Origin of the sequence: Bradyrhizobium sp. 170, assembly GCF_023101085.1 — a bacterium.
GTDB lineage: Bacteria > Pseudomonadota > Alphaproteobacteria > Rhizobiales > Xanthobacteraceae > Bradyrhizobium.
In genome coordinates this window covers 6,927,955-6,948,237 of the sequence record NZ_CP064703.1, presented here as the reverse complement: position 1 = coordinate 6,948,237, position 20,283 = coordinate 6,927,955, and the positions used below count along the sequence as shown (strand labels likewise).

At 59.0% G+C, this 20,283-nt stretch carries 15 protein-coding genes; 9 read left to right on the top strand and 6 right to left on the bottom strand.

Annotated elements, in window-relative coordinates; genetic code table 11:
* Window positions 1-60: 60 nt before the first annotated feature.
* Window positions 61-2,760 carry an AMP-binding protein gene (locus tag IVB05_RS32455; protein WP_247780075.1) on the bottom strand — a complete coding sequence of 900 codons (2,700 nt, stop codon included), beginning with the start codon at window positions 2,758-2,760 and terminating at the stop codon, window positions 61-63.
* Window positions 2,761-4,203: 1,443 nt separating this feature from the next.
* Between IVB05_RS32455 and IVB05_RS32445 the strand changes: the two genes are divergently transcribed.
* Together IVB05_RS32445 and IVB05_RS32440 are read left to right on the top strand one after the other, a co-directional pair.
* Complete coding sequence (locus tag IVB05_RS32445; protein ID WP_247780074.1) at window positions 4,204-5,580, top strand: UDP-glucose/GDP-mannose dehydrogenase family protein; 1,377 nt, start codon at window positions 4,204-4,206, stop codon at window positions 5,578-5,580.
* A 456-nt stretch (window positions 5,581-6,036) separates the two neighbouring features.
* Entirely contained in the window at window positions 6,037-8,370 is a 2,334-nt protein-coding gene (locus IVB05_RS32440; protein WP_247780073.1) for a hypothetical protein, read from the top strand.
* A gap of 181 nt (window positions 8,371-8,551) precedes the next feature.
* Here IVB05_RS32440 and galE read toward each other — a convergent pair whose 3' ends face one another.
* Window positions 8,552-9,562 (bottom strand): UDP-glucose 4-epimerase GalE, encoded by a 1,011-nt coding sequence (galE, locus tag IVB05_RS32435; RefSeq protein WP_247780072.1) that lies wholly within the window; start codon window positions 9,560-9,562, stop codon window positions 8,552-8,554.
* Window positions 9,563-9,899: 337 nt separating this feature from the next.
* Window positions 9,900-10,778 (bottom strand): response regulator transcription factor, encoded by an 879-nt coding sequence (locus tag IVB05_RS32430; RefSeq protein WP_247780071.1) that lies wholly within the window; start codon window positions 10,776-10,778, stop codon window positions 9,900-9,902.
* A 673-nt stretch (window positions 10,779-11,451) separates the two neighbouring features.
* On the opposite strand from IVB05_RS32430, the gene IVB05_RS32425 reads away from it, so the two are divergent.
* The gene (locus IVB05_RS32425) at window positions 11,452-12,132 is read left to right on the top strand and encodes a response regulator transcription factor (RefSeq protein WP_247780070.1); all 681 of its coding nucleotides are present in this window, start codon (window positions 11,452-11,454) and stop codon (window positions 12,130-12,132) included.
* A 247-nt stretch (window positions 12,133-12,379) separates the two neighbouring features.
* On the opposite strand, the gene IVB05_RS32420 is transcribed toward IVB05_RS32425, so the two are convergent.
* Window positions 12,380-13,483: a Fic family protein gene (locus tag IVB05_RS32420; RefSeq protein ID WP_247780069.1), complete on the bottom strand. Its 1,104-nt coding sequence runs from the start codon at window positions 13,481-13,483 to the stop codon at window positions 12,380-12,382.
* Window positions 13,484-14,357: 874 nt separating this feature from the next.
* Here IVB05_RS32420 and IVB05_RS32415 point away from each other — a divergent pair.
* The 3 genes from IVB05_RS32415 to IVB05_RS32405 all read left to right on the top strand — a co-directional run bounded on the left by IVB05_RS32415 (window position 14,358) and on the right by IVB05_RS32405 (window position 16,694).
* Entirely contained in the window at window positions 14,358-15,491 is a 1,134-nt protein-coding gene (locus IVB05_RS32415) for an alpha-hydroxy acid oxidase (protein WP_247780068.1), read from the top strand.
* Between the two features lie 163 nt (window positions 15,492-15,654).
* Window positions 15,655-15,861: a hypothetical protein gene (locus tag IVB05_RS32410; protein WP_247780067.1), complete on the top strand. Its 207-nt coding sequence runs from the start codon at window positions 15,655-15,657 to the stop codon at window positions 15,859-15,861.
* A gap of 479 nt (window positions 15,862-16,340) precedes the next feature.
* On the top strand, window positions 16,341-16,694 hold the full coding sequence (locus tag IVB05_RS32405) for a phasin (RefSeq protein ID WP_161856013.1): 354 nt from the start codon (window positions 16,341-16,343) through the stop codon (window positions 16,692-16,694).
* A 9-nt stretch (window positions 16,695-16,703) separates the two neighbouring features.
* On the opposite strand, the gene IVB05_RS32400 is transcribed toward IVB05_RS32405, so the two are convergent.
* Complete coding sequence (locus IVB05_RS32400) at window positions 16,704-16,961, bottom strand: hypothetical protein (RefSeq protein ID WP_247780066.1); 258 nt, start codon at window positions 16,959-16,961, stop codon at window positions 16,704-16,706.
* Window positions 16,962-17,144: 183 nt separating this feature from the next.
* Here IVB05_RS32400 and IVB05_RS32395 point away from each other — a divergent pair, with 183 nt between their 5' ends.
* Window positions 17,145-17,429 carry a hypothetical protein gene (locus tag IVB05_RS32395; RefSeq protein ID WP_247780065.1) on the top strand — a complete coding sequence of 95 codons (285 nt, stop codon included), beginning with the start codon at window positions 17,145-17,147 and terminating at the stop codon, window positions 17,427-17,429.
* 80 nt (window positions 17,430-17,509) lie between these two features.
* Here IVB05_RS32395 and IVB05_RS32390 read toward each other — a convergent pair whose 3' ends face one another.
* Window positions 17,510-17,695, bottom strand: a complete 186-nt coding sequence (locus tag IVB05_RS32390) for a hypothetical protein (protein ID WP_247780064.1) — start codon at window positions 17,693-17,695, stop codon at window positions 17,510-17,512.
* A 411-nt stretch (window positions 17,696-18,106) separates the two neighbouring features.
* Here IVB05_RS32390 and IVB05_RS32385 point away from each other — a divergent pair, with 411 nt between their 5' ends.
* Together IVB05_RS32385 and IVB05_RS32380 are read left to right on the top strand one after the other, a co-directional pair.
* On the top strand, window positions 18,107-18,574 hold the full coding sequence (locus IVB05_RS32385; RefSeq protein ID WP_247780063.1) for a hypothetical protein: 468 nt from the start codon (window positions 18,107-18,109) through the stop codon (window positions 18,572-18,574).
* Complete coding sequence (locus IVB05_RS32380) at window positions 18,571-18,873, top strand: hypothetical protein (protein WP_247780062.1); 303 nt, start codon at window positions 18,571-18,573, stop codon at window positions 18,871-18,873. Before IVB05_RS32385 ends, IVB05_RS32380 begins: the two co-directional genes overlap by 4 nt.
* Window positions 18,874-20,283: the final 1,410 nt, after the last annotated feature.

Sequence of the window (20,283 nt, the reverse complement as noted above, 5' to 3'; positions counted from 1 at the left end):
ATCTACAGGCCCCGGTCGTTGTTCGATGCCACGGCGCCGACAATTGGCTGCCCGCTCAGGCTAGGCGCGCCCTTCCACAACTCTTGGTGCATAGTCAGGCGACGTGTGCGGTTTCATTGATCGAGGCGCGCCGTCAGCCAGGCCGTCAATCCTTTGCCGCAGATGATCAACCAGCAGTTCCGCGCCGATCGTCAGGGAGCCACAATGTCCCCCAGGCACCTGGACCACTTCGAGTTGAGAACTGAGATGCCACCACGCCCGACCGTCGTGGTCGGCTGCGTAAAAGGTCACGGGCAGCTCGAGCGGTGCGGGAAGATATTGCGACATTGCGATGGAATAAGCGTCCCATAACGCGGGCGGAATCTCATTATTGGGATTGGATAAAGCGTTATATAGCTTGGCGATCGCAGTCTGCTTGCTCGCCTTCGCCTTGAAGAACCGCTCCAGCCCGGCCAACACTTCAAACGTCCAGCGCGAAAGGTAAGGCGAAACTATGGGCTTCATCAGCCCTATGATCGCCCGCGGCACCGGACGGGCACAGACAGTCGGCGGGTCGACCATCGCAACCATATCAACCTTGTGGCCGGCTGCCATCAGCAGGCGGGCTGTTTCGAACGCCACCATGGCGCCGTTGCATTTGCCGCCCAGAAGGAACGGACCGCTGGTCTGCCTCTCCAGGATAAGCGGCAGGCGGTCGGCGGCCATCTCCTCGATCGACGGCGGAATCGGCTCCCCACGAAGACCATGGGGATTGATGGAGATGATCGGGTAATCGGGCCCGAAAAGCTCCACCATCCGCCGCATACACGAATGGCCGCTGACGAGGTCCCCGTTGAAGAAGTACAGGGGAGGTCGATCGCCACAGGCACGGAACTGGAAGAACGGCGTTGCTGGCGTGCCCGTCTGCAAGGCGATTCTGGGAGCAAGTTGCCGGATTGTTTCTGCCCCGAACAGGATCGTTTCCAATACGGGGTGGCCGACGAGCCGCTCGACCTCGATGAGCATTTCCATCGCCAGAAGGGAATCACCACCGCTAGCAAAAAAATCATCGTCGACCGTCACAGCCTCGGACTTGAGCAGCCTTCGCCATAGGCTCAGCAATTCAGCCTCCAGATCCAATGGCCCGCTGTTCACAGCAGGCAGGGGCATCGCCCCCTGACCTAGCAGCCCGTCGAGCGACTCGCGCAGCCGTCGCCGTTGGACCTTTCCCGTCGCCCCCTTTGGCAGCTGGTCGAGGAACAGAATGTGCCGCGGAATCTTGAACGAGGCCAACTCGCGTTGCAGGAACTGTCGTAGCTCCGCAGGCGTCGTCTGCACGCCAGGATGTGGAATGACGGCGGCTGCGACGTCATCGCCAAGTCGTGGATGGGCGATTGCGAAAGCAGCAGCTTCGGCTATGGCTGGATGGCGTAGTAGCGCGGATTCGATCTCAGCCGGGGCGATCTTCTCGCCGCCGCGGTTGATTATTTCACTGAGGCGGCCGTGCAGGGACAGGAAGCCATCTCCGTCGAGGCTGCCGATATCGCCCGTGCGAAACCAGTCCTCTCTGAAGGCAGCTTGATTGAGTTCCGGCGCATCGAGATAGCCAGACATCACGGTGGGACCACGAACCCAGACCTCGCCTCGCTCGCCAGCTGGCAAGGGATGTCCATCCTCACCAACAATGACCACGGTATCAGGCCAAGGTTGCCCGCAAGTCCCTGGCCTGTTCGGCCCGGGCGGCGGCAGGTTGGCGGCGATCTGGGCGGCTTCGCTGGAGCCGTAATGCTCCAGCACCGGCACGCCCAAAATGCGCTGCAGGTCGTCCTGCACCTCCTTCAGCAGCGGCGCGCCACCCGATACGACGAACCGCAGAGTGTGCGCCGTCGGCGCATCCTCAAGGTATTCTGCCTTGTCCAGCACGGCAGTGTGAAGCGTAGGACCTGCCGAGTACCACGTCGGCCGCAGGATATCGAGCCACTCATCCAGCGCCACGACGACACTGTTCGCCGGAACGGCAATGCTGCCGCCCGTCAGCAGTGGTGTGAAGACCGTTACTTTGAGTCCATGGGAATAGTAAGGGGACGACACGCTCAGGCAACGGTCCCAGTGTGTGAGGCCGAACCAGGCCTGAAGCCGTGCGGCCGCGGCCAGCATATTGCTATGACTGAACGGAATGAGCTTTGGCTGCGCGGTCGTGCCCGACGTCTGCAGGATGAAGGCGGGCGAGCCTGGATCAGGTTCAGCGTCGATCGCCGGGGAGTTGGAGACCTGCACTGAGATATTGAGTCCAAGCTGACCGTGTCCGACCGGAGCGGCTTCGATGATGGCGAGCCTTCTCCGCTCAGCAGCCTGGCGAGCTTCAGAGGCATTGCCTTGCGGCACGAGAAGAGCGTTCAGGCGCAGCATGTCGAGACGCTGATCGATCTCGACGTGGGACAGCCGAGGATCAAGTGGAACCGCGATGCTGCAGCAGGCTGTTGCCACGATGGTGAGAACCGCGTCCGCGCCGTTCGGCATGAGTACCCCGATCCGGGCGTTGCAATCGAACCCAGCCAAACGCAACTGTTGGCGGATGCCGTCCAACTGGCGCTGAAGATCGCGGTACGTCAGAGGCGCAAATGTGGCAGAGACGATCGCAGGCTGATGCGGGAACAAACTGGCGATTCTACCGATGACTTGGCCGAGTGTGAATTGGGCTTCAGGCTCTGTGGTATCGCGGGCGGACAAGGCACCCTCGGAGCTGATCACGCGAGCCGGCGTCCGGTTCTGCTGGAGCAAATTTCCCTCCCTGAACCGCGCCCCGGTTGGTGTCAACCGTCGTCACGAAGCAACTGCAATCGCATGGGTAACAAGAGCGGCACGTAGGGAAATTAAAATTGCGCTATTCCATTTGCTGTGCAACTGCGAGTAGGGATTACCTCAGAATGGTTCGGCGGCGCGTTGACTCACGGACCGTCCTGGCTTGCTCACTCTCGATCACGTTCGGCGCCGTCATTCAATCTCGACTTTCGGGTGGAGCGGCGACGCGAACGAAGTTCCAAAGAGAACGGCTTTGCGACTATTGCGGAACATTGCCTCGGAATTTGATCGGCGTGCACCGCTCTCCAGTCCTTGGAGATCTTTATGCCCGATCAATCATACCGATGTGTCGGCCCATGGCTCACATACGAAGTCCGGGAACGTCCGCTTTCACGCCGCTTTTTGGATGCAAGCGAACATCGATCAGCCCAGCCGATTTATCAGGACACGGCCCAAAACGTTTATTAGCTTATGTTGGAGCTCCCAGCCTCCTAGCAGGTCCGGCGATGGGACGCGGCAATGTTGGCGACGGGAAGTCACCATGTCCTGCCCCCTCGCGCCGGAAAACAGGAGGAGGTCCGGCGCGAGCCTCGCTTCTCTGCCATTGAGGGCATCGCAGCTGTCATGTTAAACGAACTGGCGACGAAGCCGGATGGCTGAGCAGCCACAGAGACTGGTGCCAAAGCCGGGGTTGGTGCCGGGTCTTTGTCCACCAGTTCATTTCCTTGTCTGCACGGTGCAGTTCGCGATGGTGGGCCCGGCATAGCTAGACCATAAATTCGTCGCTGACTTTTTGTGCAAGCTCGCGAGCTTGCGCAAATCGCGGGTGGTGTGATCGCAGGGCTGTCGCCCACACACTATGCAGGGTTGGCGCGCGACAAAACGCAGATGCTTCCTGTCACCGTGGCGCCGCGTCAACGGTAACGCCCGTACGCTCCTATCAATGCGGTCCTGCGGCTTCTCGTGCAGATTCGGTGATCCCGGCGCAGGATCTGGGCAGCGGACTTTTCCAAGTAAGCCAACCGGGCTCCGAACGCCCGTCGCACCTCGTTGCCATCATCTGCCACCCGCCAAGTTTGATTAATTCGGATTGGGTAGTGCCGTAAACGGAAAAACTTCTTTACTTTCATACTATTGGCAGGGGCAATTAATCGATCAATGGAGAGAGGCGGCCAGCTCAGGGTTTGCGCACCGGCAGAGCATCGCGCGTCGAGACGAGCGTGCTGCTTGGTTGTAGATTGCCTGAAGGATGGCTTGGTATCCTTCGAACGACCTGCAGACTGAGATGGACAAGGAAGCGTTCGATATCAAGCGGCCGGCCGAATTTGAGACGTTACACTAGCTGAATGCGCAAGCCATGCAGGCGCCCGTCGCGACTTGGTGGCGAAGCGAGCAAATCACATTTCAAGGGCGGGTACCAACATGCGCATCGCGATGATCGGAACGGGATATGTGGGCTTGGTGTCAGGTGCCTGCTTTGCCGATTTCGGCCACCGGGTCACCTGTGTGGACAATGATGCCGGCAAGATCGATGCTCTGCGCCGTGGCGAAATCCCGATTTTCGAACCCGGGCTCGACGCGCTGGTCGCCACCAACGTCAAGGCCAAGCGGCTCGACTTCACTACGGACCTGACCGCGCCGGTCGCCGACGCCGACGCCGTGTTTATCGCGGTCGGTACACCGTCGCGTCGCGGCGATGGTCACGCCGATCTCACTTACGTGTATGCCGCAGCGCGCGAGATCGCCTCCGCGCTGTCGGGCTTCACGGTGGTGGTGACAAAATCGACTGTGCCGGTCGGCACCGGCGACGAGGTCGAGCGGCTGATCCGCGAAGCCAATCCGTCGGCTGACGTCGTGGTCGCCTCCAATCCGGAATTCCTGCGCGAGGGCGCCGCGATCCGCGACTTCAAATTCCCCGACCGTATCGTGGTCGGCACTTCGGACGAGCGCGGGCGCAAGGTGCTCGGCGACGTTTACCGGCCGCTGTCGCTCAACCAGGCGCCGCTGATGTTCACCGAGCGGCGTACCGCGGAGCTGATCAAATACGCGGCGAACGCATTTCTCGCCACCAAGATCACCTTCATCAACGAGATCGCCGATCTTTCCGAAAAAGTCGGCGCCGACGTCCAGGAAGTCGCGCGCGGCATCGGACTCGACAACCGCATCGGCTCAAAGTTCCTGCATGCCGGCCCGGGCTTCGGCGGCTCGTGCTTCCCGAAGGATACCCGCGCGCTGGTCCAGATCGCGCAGGACCATGACGTGCAGCTGCGCATCGTCGAAGCCGTGCTCGGCGTCAATGACATCAGAAAGCGCGCGATGGCGCGCAAGGTGTTGAACGTTGTCGGCGGCCTGCGCGGCAAGACGGTTGCGGTGCTCGGCCTCACCTTCAAGCCCGATACCGACGACATGCGCGAGGCGCCGTCGATCCCGCTCGTCACCGGTTTGCTCGATATGGGCGCCAAAGTGCGCGCGCACGATCCGGTCGGGATGGAGCAGGCGAGCAAGGAATTGCCTGACATCGAGTATTGCAAAGATCCCTACGCTTGCGTCCGCGGCGCCGATGCGCTCGTGATTATCACGGAATGGGCGCAGTTCCGCGCGCTTGATTTGAAGCGCGTGAAACGCGAAATGGCGCAACCTGTGATCGTCGATCTGCGCAATATCTATCGACCCGACGATATGGCTGCTCTCGGCTTCATTTACGAGAGTATTGGGCGGCGCCGAACGAGCCCGATTAACTTGGTAGAGGGCGGCCGAGCCAAATCGGCACCACAAGTCGGGCGACGGCACTACGTTTGACGTCAAATCACGTCCGGATGTGTTCGCGGCATTTGAGACACACTTGGTTGAACAAGCATCGGCCGGTCCCCCAATCCGCGATTAAGAGGGTCTCGCGGCACTGGCCCCGCTGTTCTTGATCATTCAGCCAGGCGCCGAACGTCGCGTTGCTCAAGGAGACCCGCGGTATAACGCTCGGCAGCCTAACCCCCAAAAGGGGTAGGAGGGGTCCTCCATGCGAGTGATAGGATTCGCATCGGCAGCGCGCATAATGACGCGTCGCAACAGGCCTTGTCACCCACCATGCGACGAGGATTGCCTATGGGGCGCACCATCATTCTCAACGAGAAAATAAAGACCGCCTGCGATTTCGCGGGTGCCTCACGCAGCGAAGCAGACGAGGCGTCCGTTGCGCAGAAGACAATGAAGCATCGGCCCATGAAGGGTCGATCCGCGACCGCATGGATAGCTGCGACCATGCTCGCTATGACATGGGCGTCGGAAATCCAGTCCTCCCCGGATCACGCACAGCACCTGGCGGATGCGCAACACGCGATGGCTGCCCGCAATCTCGATTCCGCTGGAATAGCGGGTTATGGCGACTTCGAGCCCTTGTCGCCGGGCCGGGGCAGCAATGACAAATCGGTGCAGGTTGCGCAAGCAACAACCGGCGATGCAGGACACCCTCCGGAACGGGAACACCACTGGGCGGAGACACAGCTACTTGAGCTCACGATTGCAAGACGCGACATCGAATTGCTGCAACGTCTCGTGCAGGAGCACGATCGAGCCGAGGGGCTGGAGCAGGCTCTTGCGGCGGCGCGGCGCGAGGTCGAAACGCAGACCGCGCTGGCGGCGAAGGCAAGCGAGGAAGCGTCCCGGCTGAAACAGGTGGGGGAGAGTGGCACGGTGGAGGTGCAAACCTCTTTGCAACAGGAGCGCGAACGGTCCGCGCGGCTGGAACAGGATCTCGCGGCAGCGCGGCGTGATGTCGAGACCCAAACGGCACTGGCGAAAGCAAGCGAGGAAGCGTCCCGGCTGAAACAGGCAAGCGAGAGCAGCGAAGCAGAGCTGCAGAAGTCTCTGCAACAGGGGCGCGAGCAGTCGGCGCGGCTGGAGCAGGATCTTGCGGCGGCGCGGCGTGAGGTAGAGACCCAAACGGCACTGGCGGCCAAAGCAAGCGAGGAAGCGTCCCGGCTGAAACAGGCAAGCGAGAGCAGCGGAGTGGAGCTGCAGAAGCCTCTGCAACAGGAGCGTGAGCGGTCCGCGCGGCTGGAACAGGATCTCGCGGCAGCGCGGCGTGATGTCGAGACCCAAACGGCACTGGCGAAAGCAAGCGAGGAAGCGTCCCGGCTGAAACAGGCGAGCGAGAGCAGCGAAGCAGAGCTGCAGAAGTCTCTGCAACAAGAGCGCGAGCGGTTCGCGCGGCTGGAGCAGGATCTTGCGGCGGCGCGGCGCGAGGTAGAGACCCAAACGGCACTGGCGGCGAAAGCAAGCGAGGAAGCGTCCCGGCTGAAACAAGCGAGCGAGAGCAGCGAAGCGGGGCTGCAGAAGTCTCTGCAACAGGAGCGCGAGCGGTCCGCGCGGCTGGAGCAGGATCTTGCGGCGGCGCGGCGCGAGGTAGAGACCCAAGTGGCGCTGGCGGCGAAAGCAAGCGAGGAAGCGTCCCGACTGAAACAGGCAAGCGAGAGCATCGAAGCCGAGCTGCAGAAATCTTCGCAGCAGGAGCGCGAGCGGTCCGCGCGGCTGGAGCAGGATCTTGCGGCGGCGCGGCGCGAGGTCGATACCCAGACGGCACTGGCGGCGAAAGCAAGCGAGGAAGCGTCCCGACTGAAACAGGCAAGCGAGAGCATCGAAGCCGAGCTGCAGAAATCGTTGCAGCAGGAGCGCGAGCGGTCCGCGCGGCTGGAGCCGGATCTTGCAGCGGCGCGGCGCGACGTCGAGACTCAGACAGCACTGGCGGCAAAGATAGCCGAGGAAGTTCTGCGGGCGAAGCGGGCCGCGGAAGCAGATGCTGCCGAGCTGAAGCAGTCGATGCAGAAGGAGCGAGAGAGGGCCGACGCTCTTGCGCAAGGCCTCTCGATGACGCGCAGCACGCTCTATGCATATGAGGCTCATGCCCGCAAACTCGAAGACGAGGCGGCCGGGCTCAAACAGGCGGCCGCCAATGGTGCGCCGTCGCTTCGCAAACCCGCACAGGACGGGCGCGATCAGACGGCGCGGCTGGAACAGGATCTCGCAACCGCACGTCGCGATCTCGATACCCAGGCTGCCTTGGCGGCCAAGGCGAGCGAGGAGGTCGCGCGGACCAGGCAGTCGGCGGAACGCGACTCAGCCTCGTTGCGCAGCTCATTGCAGCAGGAGCGGGCTCGGGCCGAACGGCTCGAGCGGGATCTCGCGCTTGCGAAACAGGTTGCACCCAATGCCGTAACGGTTGGCTCGATCGCGCGGGACAAGCCTGCGGAGAACGCGAAGTCTGTCGCCGACTGGTCACCAGCGGCGGGCGTTCGGAGCGATGCCCAGCCCAATTCCAAGAAAGCCGGGGTGGCGGCGGCGTTGCTTGCGCGTGCGAGCGCGCTGCTCGGGCAGGGAGACATAGGCGCGGCGCGGATTGTGCTGGAGCGCGCCATCGAGATGGGTAGCGTCCAGGCAAGCTTCTCGCTCGCAGAAACCTATGATCCCTTGATCCTGGCCAAATGGGGAACTCTTGGAACGCGCGGCGATGCGGTCAGAGCGCAAGACCTCTACGCGAAAGCCGACGCTGCAGGAATCAAGGAGGCGAAAGCGCGGATTGAGGCGCTGCGTCGGTAGCATCAATTTGAGCGAACACGGAAAGTGTCCGAGACAGCCTTATTGAGCAGAGCGCCTGCTACATTGGGGCAGACGCTCGTTGTTAGTTCATCCACGACCGTATTTTAACAGTTGCCCTGCGCAGCCGCGAGGCCGCGCCAATGCAATGAACGGGCTGCGACTGTTCTCGAACCGTCAAGACCTAGGTGCCGCGATAGCCATTCGGATTTTTGATCTGCCAACGCCAATGGTCGGCACACATCTGCGTCAATGATCGGCTTGATGTCCAACCCAATAGTCTACTCGCGAGCGTCGGATCGGCATAACAGATTGCAACATCGCCGACCCTGCGTTCGTCTATGACATAGGGAATTGGTCTGCCGCTCACGACCTCGAATGCCCGAACCACTTCCAAGACGCTGCTGCCGTTTCCTGTGCCGAGATTGACGGTCAGTACGCCGGGCTGTTTCAGGTGGCTCAAAGCACTTAGATGCCCGGATGCAAGATCTACGACATGAATGAAGTCGCGGATTCCTGTGCCATCCGAAGTATCATAGTCGTTTCCCCAAATGTGTAGCTTCTCACGCTTTCCGATCGCCACTTGCGCCACAAACGGCAACAGGTTGTTCGGAACGCCCAGAGGGTCTTCTCCGATGAGCCCGCTTTCATGCGCCCCAACCGGATTGAAGTAGCGCAGAACACCAATCCGCCAACCGTCGTCGGATCTACAAAGATCCTTTAGTATTTCTTCGATGAAAAGCTTTGTGCGGCCGTACGGATTTGTCGGTCCGACGGGATGCTTCTCGTCCAGCGGCAGGTACACCGGAGTTCCGTAAACGGTCGCGGACGAACTAAAGACGAGTGTCTTCACGCTTGCTCTCGTCATGGCTGACACAAGCCGCATCGTTCCCAAGACGTTGTTCTCGTAATAGATCATGGGACGAACGTTGGAATCGCCTACCGCCTTGAACCCCGCGAGGTGAATAACAGCGGTCACTTCGTAAGCGCGCAGTATCTCGTAGATCGCCTCTTCATTGCAGATGTCAGCATGTCGAAAGACGAGCGATCGTCCGCAGATGGTTTGTACACGTTCGAGAGACGCTTCGCTGCTGTTGGAGAGGTTGTCGACTGCGACGACATCGAGCCCAGCGTCAAGCAACGCGACAGATACATGGGACCCAATGTAGCCAGCGCCTCCGGTCAATAAAATCATGTCGGAGCTTTCCGTTCGGTACTTGCGCGGTCATGATCAATCCTACCAGCACAAACGGTTTTGAGACAGCTTATGCTTGTGTTCAGGTAGCGGCGTCCAGTGCCCGACCATCTCGCGGCGCCCGCAACCCTGGTCATGCGGAATTGAAGTAGTGGAACGGTTGAACGCATAACGGGAAATCAATCCAAATCGCAATGAACCAGAGAAGGCTGGAGCGCCGCTGGCGTCGATCCTTTCCCCCACAAGGCCGCATGCGATTGGCTCAGTCCCAATCGACTGTTTCGGTGTGATTCCGCTCAAGAAACAGGGGACCCGAGAGTCCTGACAGTGGCTCGGCCTATTTGCCGAGCCGCGCTGTCCCGTTGCGTATCAGGCGGCTAATGGGAGCCTTCACGCGATTTGCGGGTTGATCGATCAACTCTGGTCGTACTAATCCCTCGATCTGCTTGATGTCGGAAACAATCGGGAGCGAATCCGGAAATGGCTCGCTTGTGTTGCAGCCGGCATTTATCGGTCGCACCAGCGAACCGTTGTTCATCCCCCAAATTGCCGCTTGGGTTCGGTTCTGGACCCGGATCTTGCGAAGGATCGCCTTAACATGCACCTTCACGGTCGCCTCTGCGATATCGATTTTGCGCGCTATGCACTTGTTGGAATCGCCCGCGATGAGGCATTGCATGATTGATTTTTCCCGGGGGGACAATTGTTGCGTATTGATGCTGCGCTCCGCCGTGAAGGTGATCACACGATCATTATCGTTGCGCGGCTCCGTCTTGGCGAAGTGGTCGCTTTCAGAGCGGAGAATGGATAACATGAATGCCGGCGGGAAGATTGTTTCGCCCATCATCACCAGTTCGATGGATTTGACGAATACATCGCAGGTCATGACGTCGATGAAATAGCCGCTGGCGCCTGCCCGAAATGCCGAAACCATCTCGTCTAGCCGGTAGTGATCGGCCACCACCGCAATGCGCGCTTTTGGATTCCGCTCTCGCAAGAGCTCGATTTGTTCAACCGCGGCTTCGAAATCATCGCCCGAATGGACAATGAGAATCAGCAATGGGTGCGATTGAAGTTTGCTCGACGACAAATCATCAACGCATGACACCGAGGCCATGGTGCGAAAATTTGCCGCGCTTAGAATTCTAGCAATTCCCTCTCTGATTAGAACGCTTTTCCCGACGATGAACGTTGCAAAAGATTGCCGCCTCGCCATTTCACTCTCCCAGCCATTACGCAATTGACAACATCAAAATTCCGAAGACGCGGTAATTCCGGTCCTTGAAACTAGCGGTTTTCCGATCGATTGAATCTTCTTCTCTGTCGTCTTGTTTTTGGAATTTGGCAGCTTAGTCGGGTAGAGTTGTTCTCCTTTCACAACATCGGGTTGATAGATTTCGAGGATCCAAAATTAATAAGCGTTTGTGAATGTTAGATTCGAATTGCCGCTATCCCTATATATCTTCGGTTATAAGCCTTCCGTTATCTGCCGAGGCATGTCGTTCGTAATAGGCAAACGCCTTTCTCGGGCGTTCGCGACATTCTCTGAGCGAGTTAATAGTACGATGTCCATCGAGCGTTGCAAAATTTCGATCGCACTTTACCAAAACTTGATCCGCGAGCGTTTTAAAGGATGGAGAGGCGCACTCGCGCTAAACCAGTCCCGCAGTTCTACGGGTGCTTCGTCTTCCAGGAATGTGCAAAGTATCTTGGAGAAGCGCCGGCAAAGGGAAGCTCCTCGCTGCCTTCACTTTTGCGGTGCGGCATTAGCCATGCCGTCATGGTCGATATATGATATATACTGACATATTGCGGCATCGAGCAGGGGGAGATGAACAAAGGCTGGGGGAGCGGGGTTTAACATTGGGGGGCAGGCTGAGGATTGCCCAATGCGTCGTATCACTGTCGTGATTGCGGATCGGCATCCCGTAGTTTTGCAGGGCCTGAGCAACGTGCTTGGAGCCCACTCTGATTTCAACATTGTTGCATCTTGCAATGATGGTCCGGGCTGCGTTGAAGCAATTCGGAATCTAGCGCCGGACATAGCTATTCTCGATGGCTCGATGTCTGGCGTGACCGGGCCGGAGATCCTCTCCATCGTAAATTCCGAGAATTCTTCCACGCGGTTCGTCTTTTTCACCTCATCTGAAGTGGAACGTGAGCTGGTCATGTCAGCCGCGGCCGACGGTTACAGCTTCATCTCAAAGGATGTTGCGCTCGAAGTTCTCGTGCAGTCCTTGCGCCAGGTTGCGGAAGGCCGGCGGCTGTTGCCGCTGCCCACAGTCGATCAGGCCGCACTTCGGGAGCAAACTACGATCATGGAGAACGCACTGGCTGTGCTGACAGACCGGGAGCGCCAGATCATGCGGTTGGTGTCCGAAGGGCTGTCGAACAAGGAAATTGGCCGACGCCTGAACATTACCGACGGCACCATCAAGGTGCATCTTCATCACATCTTTCAGAAGCTTGAAATCAGCAACCGGACGGTACTCGCGGCTATTGCGATTTCGCAGGATGACGGTGCGGGTCTCCTCCCGGAACATGAATCATCTCGGTTTCGTCGTAGTTAGCAACGAACGTAGAGCGAGATTGGAATATCGCCATATGAATGGGAAACATCTCGATCGCAGGCAGCCTGACCTGCGCTTGTTGGCCAGGAGGGGGCACGTAGCGCGGCTTGTTCGGCAGGAAAGCTTGTTGGCAAGACCCATTCAAGTCTGTGAGTTGATATCTTTGATTGGAAGGCGACGCGTGGACGCTGCGCCGTGACATCAAAGAAAAGCGCAAAGAGAAGCAACGTGTGTCATGGAGCGACATTCATGCGGTGACGAGGGAATAGCTCGTGCTCCTGCCGCCGCCTTCGTCCTTGGCAAGGATACCCTGGTCAACGAGATCCCGAATGTCGCGCAAGGCCGTATCGGGCGAGCACTTCTCGATTGTTGCCCATTTGCTCGAGGTAAGTTTTCCCTCGAAGCCGTCCAGCAGACGGTTGAGCATATCGCGCTGCCGGTCATTGAACGTGGCGGCGGCATGCCGCTTCCAGAATTCCGTCTTTTCGAGCACAGCTGCGAGAATAGTATTAGCTCCGCTGAAGGCGCGGTCGAGACAGTCCAAGAACCACTCAAGCCACGACGTGACGTTGAGGTTGCCCTTCTGGGTGCTCTCCAGCATGTCGTAGTAAGTTTTCCGTTCCGCACGTATTTGGGCGGACATGCTGTAGAAGCGTTGCGGGGTTCCTTCGGAACGGGCAAGCGACATGTCGGCGATGGCGCGCGCAATCCGTCCATTGCCATCCTCGAAAGGGTGGATGGTCACGAACCAAAGATGCGCGATCGCGGCCTTGATGATCGGATCGATGTTTTCTTCCGTGTTGTACCAATTGAGAAACGCGGTCATTTCGACGTCAAGCCTTTCCGCCGTCGGAGCCTCGTAATGCACGCGTTCGCGTCCGTAATCGCCGGAGACTATCTGCATCGGTCCTGCCGACGCGTCGCGCCAGACTCCCACAGTGATCTTCTTCATGTTGCTGCGGCCCGTCGGGAAGAGCGATGCATGCCAGCCGAAGAGTCTCTCTGCCGTAAGCTCGGCTTTGAATTTCTGAGTGGCGTCGAGCATCATCTCGACAATGCCTTCGACATTGCGATCTGCCGACGGCAAAGCGCCCGCGTCCGTGCCAAGGCGACGCGCGAGCGATGAGCGCACCGCGTTCTTGTCGAGCTTTTCTCCCTCGATGTCGCTGGACTTGAGGACCTCTTCGGTCAGGGTGGTCAGGACCGCTTCTTCCTGCTGGGAGAAGCCTAGTCCCTGCATCCGGCCAAGAAGCTGCCCCTGCCGCAGCCGAACCGCGGCAAGCTGCTTTGCCAGGGTGTTCGAATCCCAGGAAAAGTGAGGCCAATCAGGTAGTTGGTGGATATAATTCATTATTCTCCGCATACTTTGCAGAGAATATACCAGCTATTCTCCGCAACCGCAAGGCTATTTCCCGCGAATTATGCGGAGAATGGAGCGGCCATTCTCCGCATCGGGCCCAAAATCCCCGCAGTCGGACGATGGATTGAGCCCGGGTGAACGAGCGGTCCGCTCTTCAGCTCGCCCTGAGGGACGTTCTACGACCCAATTCGGCCACGTAACCCAAACGTCGTTCGGAGAGATCATCCGTTCGTTGCTTTTGATGAAAGGACCGTCGGCTCAGGCGAGATGGCGTAAGGATGGAGCGGGGCCGTTCGTTCGCACGCAATCATAATGGTCGAATGAGTATAACCCGGCGCGCTTTCGGGCAGTCAGTTGATCCCACGAACGCTCGAACGAGGTTCTTCGATTCGCTCGCCTACTGACGCGCGGTCTTGTGCGCAGCGCAATCGAAGCAGACCAGACGATTTGTCCAGCTTGATCATTCCCGTTCATCTTCTGCTGAGGTGTTTCCCAAATCGCGCCGAAATTGCCGCAACGACGATCTCACCTCGACGCGTTTGCAACGCGGATTTCGTTGCGGATCATGATTTTTGTTATCGATAGAATGTGCATCGTTCTCGCCGTTCTTCATCGCGCCGTTCACGCCGCGCTATGAAGGGCAGGGAATGTCTCTGACAAAGATATCTCGGGCGTGCTCCTCGGTCATGCAGCGCCGGTCTCACAAACTCCCGCCCTGGATTGGGGCGGGAAACTCCCACTCCATCCCGATGTCTCTCGCAAACGAATAACATCCCTGCATTTGCACGACGCCTAACCCGTTTCAAAGCGGTAGCTTTTCCCATTTATCTGCGGCTAATGTGCCGCCAAACGGGAGAGAAGCAGCATGAATGAGGGGACCCCCCTACGGTCGGCGCGGAATGTCGAACTCGGCGCCAGCGGTGAAGAATTCCAGAATCTCCATGAATTCATCCGAAAAGCCCGCTCCCGGCTCAACCAGAACGCATGGGACTATATCGTCGGCGCCTCGGAGACGGAGACCACCATGCGCCGCAACCGCATGGCGCTCGACGAGATTGCATTCCGCCCCCGGGTGCTGCGCAATGTCGCTGAGGTCGACGCCTCGACCGAGGTCTTCGGTCGCCGCTTGCGATTGCCTGTCATGATTGCGCCGGTCGGCGCGCTCGAGATTTTCGATCCCGATTCAGGCGCGGCAGTCGCGCGGGGAGCCGGTCAGTTCGGCGCGGCTCACATGTTGAGCTCGGTGTCGGAGCCGGGGCTTGAGGCGACCGCCAAGGCCGCGCCCGACGCGTTGCGCGTTTACCAGCTCTATGTCCGCGGCGACGACGCCTTTGTCGAAGACGTTGTCAGCCGCAGCATCGATAACGGTTATGCCGCATTCTGCCTGACCGTCGACACGGCGCATTACAGCCGGCGCGAGCGCGATATCGCCAAGCGGTATGTCCGCGAAAGCCGCATCCGCGCTACCGGCGGCGACTTCCAGAAGGGGCTGGATTGGCGCACGGTGAAGCTGATCAAGGACAAGTATAAAATTCCGCTGGTGATCAAGGGCATTGCGACTGCGGAAGATGCAGCTATTGCGCTCGATCATGGCGTGGATTGGATCTATGTGTCGAACCATGGCGGCCGCCAGCTCGATCATGGACGAGGGTCCATGCATGTCTTGCCGGAAATCGTCGACGCCGTTGCCGGCCGTGCCAAGATCATGGTCGACGGTTCGTTCTGCCGCGGCACCGACATCGTGAAGGCGATCGCCTCAGGGGCTGATCTGGTTGGCATCGGGCGCCTGCAATGCTGGGCACTCGCAGCCGCGGGCGAAGCCGGCATCATGCGGATGCTGGAACTGCTGGAAGATGAGGTTATCCGCTGCCTCGGGCTGCTCGGCGTCACCAGCCTTGCCGAACTCGACAAGTCTTACCTGCATGCGGCGACCGCGACGAATCTGCCGAGCGTGTTCAGCGCCTTTCCACTGCTGGATATCGAACCCTATCGCTATTGAGAAGGGCGGCCGGGCCGGGTCTTTTCGCCTGAAACCAGCCCTGCCATTTCCGGAGTTGGTCGCTCGCCAGGGAACCCGGCGGGCTTCTCCGCATTATCAGGGGCGCCGACGACGGCGCCGCCAAACACGAGTCTGATCTCCCATGGTCAAGTAGTCGCAGGCGATGGCAGAAAATCCTTTCGCTCAATTCAGCCTCGAGAAGGCAATCGACCTTCGCTGGACGTTGCGGGATATTCAGGCTCGCCGGCTGAAAATGTCGCCGGTCAGCGAGGAAGATCTGAGGACATTGACGGGCCTTGGCCTGGTTGAAGTGCGCGACGAAGGCCTCGTGCTGACGCCGGCCGGAACAGCCGTGCTGAACGGGTCGTGATCAGCGCGACTTCAGGAAGCTCTCGCCGGAGTCGCAAGGCGTGCAGCGGTAGATCAAGACGTCGTAATTCTGGTCGCGCGGCTCGATCATCGCCAGCCGCATCTGCGCGCCGCATTTCATGCAAGGCATTTCTATGCTGGTTTGAAACCGTGTGCAGGTTGGCGTCGGCCGAAGCGTTTGCAGCATTTTATCCCCATGTCCCCAAGAGACTTAAATCAGAGACGCAACGCCACCTACACTTGGGCCCTAACCCCGAATCACTATGCCACACTGTTGCCACCATTGGAATCGGGTGCCGCACCCGTACGGCTACGGACCGCGGGGCAAGGAAATCATTCCTTAGGCCATTCGTCGGGATTGGGGCCGGTCGGCTGCCGATGGCCGATGAGGTCCACGCGCCGGCGGGACCCGGTCCAATACGCCGCAGACGCAGCCGGGAATTGTGCTAACCTGCCAAAGTCGACATTGGAGAAGCGACCATGACTGAACCGAAACTCGAAGTCCCGGCCGAACTGCGCGATCTGGCCGAGAAAACCATCGATCAGGCGGAAAAGGCGTTCGGCATGTTCTTCGATGCCGCCGGCAAATCCATGACGTCGATGCCCGGTGCGGGTACGGAAATTTCCAGGCAGGCGCTATCGTTCACCGAACAGAATATGAAGGCTGCGTTCGAGCATGCCCGCAAGCTGGTCCATGCGACCGACCTTCAGGAAGCGATGCGGATCCAGTCGGAATTCCTGCGGAGCCAGTTCACCAACGCTGGTGAACATATGCGTCAGATCACCGGCGGCGTCATATCGGCCGCAAAAGATTCGACGAAAGGCAAGTTCTGAGGAGGCGCGCTAGCGCCGGCGTGCGATCGCGACACCCAACAAAAAGGCTACGAACAGGCTGGCCAACGGTGCTTCGCGGGTAATCGCGCTGATGGTCGATAGCGGCATTCCCGGTTGCCGTGCCGCCGTGATCGCGTCGCTGAGACGGCCAACCGCAGCCTGCAGCGCCGCAGACACTTCCGTGAGCGTGCGCGATACATCGGTCGCCGTGTCGATGGCGCGTTCCGCCATGCCGGGCTGCGATGGCTCCGAAGGTTCGATTGTCACGTTCTGTTACTCACTCGATCGCTCGGCATTTGCCGGGCAACGGCTGATATCCGAACAATACGCAGGCAGGACATTTGTTCCTGGAGTCATCTGTTCCCGGAAGTTATCGCTGCTGGATCGATAAGGAACCTTCGTCCTCGCCGGGATTTAATCTCGTCAGAGGAAATCACTGCGGATTTTCAAATGGCGAAGCATTTGGCGGAAGATCGTTTGAATCGACGTGGTGGTGCGCCGCTGAAGGTTGCGATTGCGGTCGCGGTTCTCGGCGTACTCGGCATGCTGATCGTGGACCATGGACCATGGAACAAGCCGAAGGTACAGCCGGCCTTCATGGCGAGTTACAACTCCACCGGCGAAGCGGCCCGGGCAGCCGGCGCCCAGGTCATGCCGACTGAACAGAAATTGCAGGTGGAGCCTAATCCACCGGTGCCAAAGCCCGTTCATCCGGTTAACCCGACGCCTCCGTAGAACGCCGCGTTTGACACGTCGGGCAAATCACCGGCATAGCGGCATCATCACGGAAAATTCGCGGGCTTCGAACGAGCGCGTCAGCGCACGCTGACGAATGCACCCCAGCACGCAGCCAATCCTGCAGCCACCAGCACGAGCAGTGGGTTGTCGCAAAACGGGCCGCCATATTGGCACATCGCGACACCCAGCGAGCCGATCTCGTGACGGCTCGCCGCATAGAACAAGCCCGACAGAATCGTGAGCACGGCAGCAACGAAAAACATTCGACAGCCTCCTTGCGCTCGGTTGGGCCGCAAGTTGCGCCATCAACGGCCCAACAATTTTATGTTCGATGTCGCTGTGCTGAATCTGGTTTGCTTTGGCCACTTGACGCGTCGGGCAAATCAGGGGCACATTGGCATCATCGCCGATATCGTAGAGCCCGCGCCGGAAACGGCGGCGGGCTTTTCATTTCACAAGACAATCACCAGGGCGGTTTCAATTTGTCGAAACCATTTCGTCGAATTTTCTGCAATTTGTTAAGAACCGGCCATCGGGGTGCAGTCACCGCAAACCGGCGAAGCCCGTCGCGTGCAGCGCGAGCCTTTATTGCGACTGTCAGTTGGCGGTGGCTCCCATGCAATCGCGGCTCGACATCCTGCTGAGTACGCGCACAAGACGCTCCGGTGCGATTGATGGCGTTCGGAACATTGATTTTTGAATGCTTTCTCAGTTCGAGCGGCACCATGCCGCTTCATACGGCGCGCTGCTGTGTCATCAAAATCAATGTTCCGACAAACACCTACGGTGGCTGGCGCGACATCGTCGCTTTTATCTTGCCGTCTCGCCGTCTCGTGCGGGCGAAGCAATCTAGAGCCTGGATCGCTTCACCGCTTCCTCTTCGCTCGTCGAGCTACTGCGGACGAACTGCGCTCCGCAACGATATCAGGAGGGTTGGCATGACCGGGTCTCTGATAGGGCTCGCGCTTGTCGGGCTGATTACCGTTCTCTATGTGAAGAAATTGTCGATCCTGGGCAAGGTTCTTGGCCTCGGCACAATCGATCCGCTCGCGGGCTTCGGAGCGATTACCGCGCACCTTGTGGTGTCGTTCCATTTCGCCAAGCAAGGTTTTGAGAACGTGGTTCGGATTATCAAGCGATGACCAGAGTGCAGGCTGCGGATGTCAGGGCTATCGTCGCCGAGACTCTGGCCGAACAACAGAGGATTGGTCGAGACGATATCGATGCAATGGTTCTCAAAGCCGTCGCGACAACACTGACTTCATTTGGAATCGACGAAGATGATCGCAAAGAGCTCCGCTCGGATTTTCAGCACCTGCGGCGCTGGCGCAGAGGAATCGAGCAGGCAGAGAGCTATGCATTCAAGGCTGTCATCACGGTGATCGTAACTGGTTTTGTCGTAGCTGTATGGCTCGGCATCAAGGCGACGCTCGGCAAATGATTTGCCGACATGCCAACGATGAGGGAAGTTCAGGTGCGGCGGATGTATCGGAGTCGCGAGGTTGACGCGAATGACAATGACATTGCCGATGTCCGGCAGCCTGCATCCGTCGCTTGATAATCTGCGCCACGTTCGCTTGGCGAAATAGAACGACGACACGCGGGATAGGACCCCGCCAAGTCCCCATATCACGTCATTTTTGGCCTATATTTTAAGGTTGACGAGTTAAGTTGGTGCACTCGTGCGAACGGAGCGCGTGTTTCGCGTGAGGAAGAGTTCAGGCCGGTGGTTTGACGACCAAGATTGCGCCGCCTCTACGACCTCTCCACAGATCAGCGACGTATGTTCAATCGAACAGCTTATTGCAGGATGACGAGGGCGGTTGATCTCAAGCAGATCGGTCGTGAGTTGAACATCCGGTACGTGCTGGAAGGCTCTGTACAGCGGTGCGACACCTCGAGCGCGGTCGATTGGATGCCGACGAGCATAGAAATCCAAACCGGCACATCGGGAATTGGTACGTGGACGCTGCTCTCGACCCCTTGAAAATGCCTGTCGTAGCGCTCCCTAGCGAGCGACACTGGAACAATGCTACAAACTTGCCGATTCCTTTGTGCTTGAGCCCCTCGAGCAGTTTCGGATCGTGTAAGGAATCGTGCGACGTGAGAATGAGCAGCGGACCGCTCGCCGTGAGCAATAAAAGCGATTTCATGGGACTCTCCTTGGCGGCTGGACTGAATTCACGCGTCATGTCCAGTTTGGTCGGACAGTGTCGCTGACGCTCCCAGAATAAGCCAGTTCACCGGTGATAACGATTCCAGGGTGGACATGATCTTGTACTCTTGGACGGTCCCGGGATGCTCGGTCGCATCGAGGTAAGTGACGCGCGTGTCCGGGAAGTCGGGTTCACCAATCCGCCTTCGCTGCTAGCCTCGCGCTGACGAGGCGATCGAGTGAGTGCGTTCACTTCCGAAATTGGCACTTTTCGGACCTGACGCACCCGGTCGGCGATGTCCGCTGATTGGAGAAGAGCAGAAGTTCGCGGCGCGCTGTCAAAGTGAAGCGATTGACCCGACTCGGACCTCCCGCGATGTCCGCTTTCGCGCCGCTATCGGCGGAATAGCCGACGTTGAACGTGATTGATCAAGCAAGCCGAGTACTAGCCCGGCTGCCTGCCGTAAGAAGTGCTGAAATCCTTTCAGGTCAAGAATCCATACTGACTGGGCGGCCTATCCATGCAGCAGTTTGCAAAGAAGATGACGGCGTCTTTTGCGGGAGCTTTCCACGTCCTCAAGCGGGTGGCGGGATACTTCCAACAACGCGGCCTTTTGCGTCCGGGTCCACACGGCTCGGCGGGGATCACCCTCGAAGCACATGCTGGGCGCTTCCCAGCGTTCGCAAGGCACCCTA

Bases quoted from the DNA above. Each gene is read 5' to 3' on its own strand.
- IVB05_RS32415 (WP_247780068.1), top strand. From the start codon at position 14,358: ATGAATGAGGGGACCCCCCTACGGTCGGCGCGGAATGTCGAACTCGGC.
- IVB05_RS32445 (WP_247780074.1), top strand. From the start codon at position 4,204: ATGCGCATCGCGATGATCGGAACGGGATATGTGGGCTTGGTGTCAGGT.
- IVB05_RS32405 (WP_161856013.1), top strand. From the start codon at position 16,341: ATGACTGAACCGAAACTCGAAGTCCCGGCCGAACTGCGCGATCTGGCC.
- IVB05_RS32390 (WP_247780064.1), bottom strand. From the start codon at position 17,695: ATGTTTTTCGTTGCTGCCGTGCTCACGATTCTGTCGGGCTTGTTCTAT.
- IVB05_RS32425 (WP_247780070.1), top strand. From the start codon at position 11,452: ATGCGTCGTATCACTGTCGTGATTGCGGATCGGCATCCCGTAGTTTTG.
- IVB05_RS32420 (WP_247780069.1), bottom strand. From the start codon at position 13,483: ATGAATTATATCCACCAACTACCTGATTGGCCTCACTTTTCCTGGGAT.
- IVB05_RS32440 (WP_247780073.1), top strand. From the start codon at position 6,037: ATGCTCGCTATGACATGGGCGTCGGAAATCCAGTCCTCCCCGGATCAC.
- IVB05_RS32395 (WP_247780065.1), top strand. From the start codon at position 17,145: ATGGCGAAGCATTTGGCGGAAGATCGTTTGAATCGACGTGGTGGTGCG.
- IVB05_RS32380 (WP_247780062.1), top strand. From the start codon at position 18,571: ATGACCAGAGTGCAGGCTGCGGATGTCAGGGCTATCGTCGCCGAGACT.
- IVB05_RS32410 (WP_247780067.1), top strand. From the start codon at position 15,655: ATGGCAGAAAATCCTTTCGCTCAATTCAGCCTCGAGAAGGCAATCGAC.
- galE (WP_247780072.1), bottom strand. From the start codon at position 9,562: ATGATTTTATTGACCGGAGGCGCTGGCTACATTGGGTCCCATGTATCT.
- IVB05_RS32430 (WP_247780071.1), bottom strand. From the start codon at position 10,778: ATGGCGAGGCGGCAATCTTTTGCAACGTTCATCGTCGGGAAAAGCGTT.
- IVB05_RS32385 (WP_247780063.1), top strand. From the start codon at position 18,107: ATGGCGTTCGGAACATTGATTTTTGAATGCTTTCTCAGTTCGAGCGGC.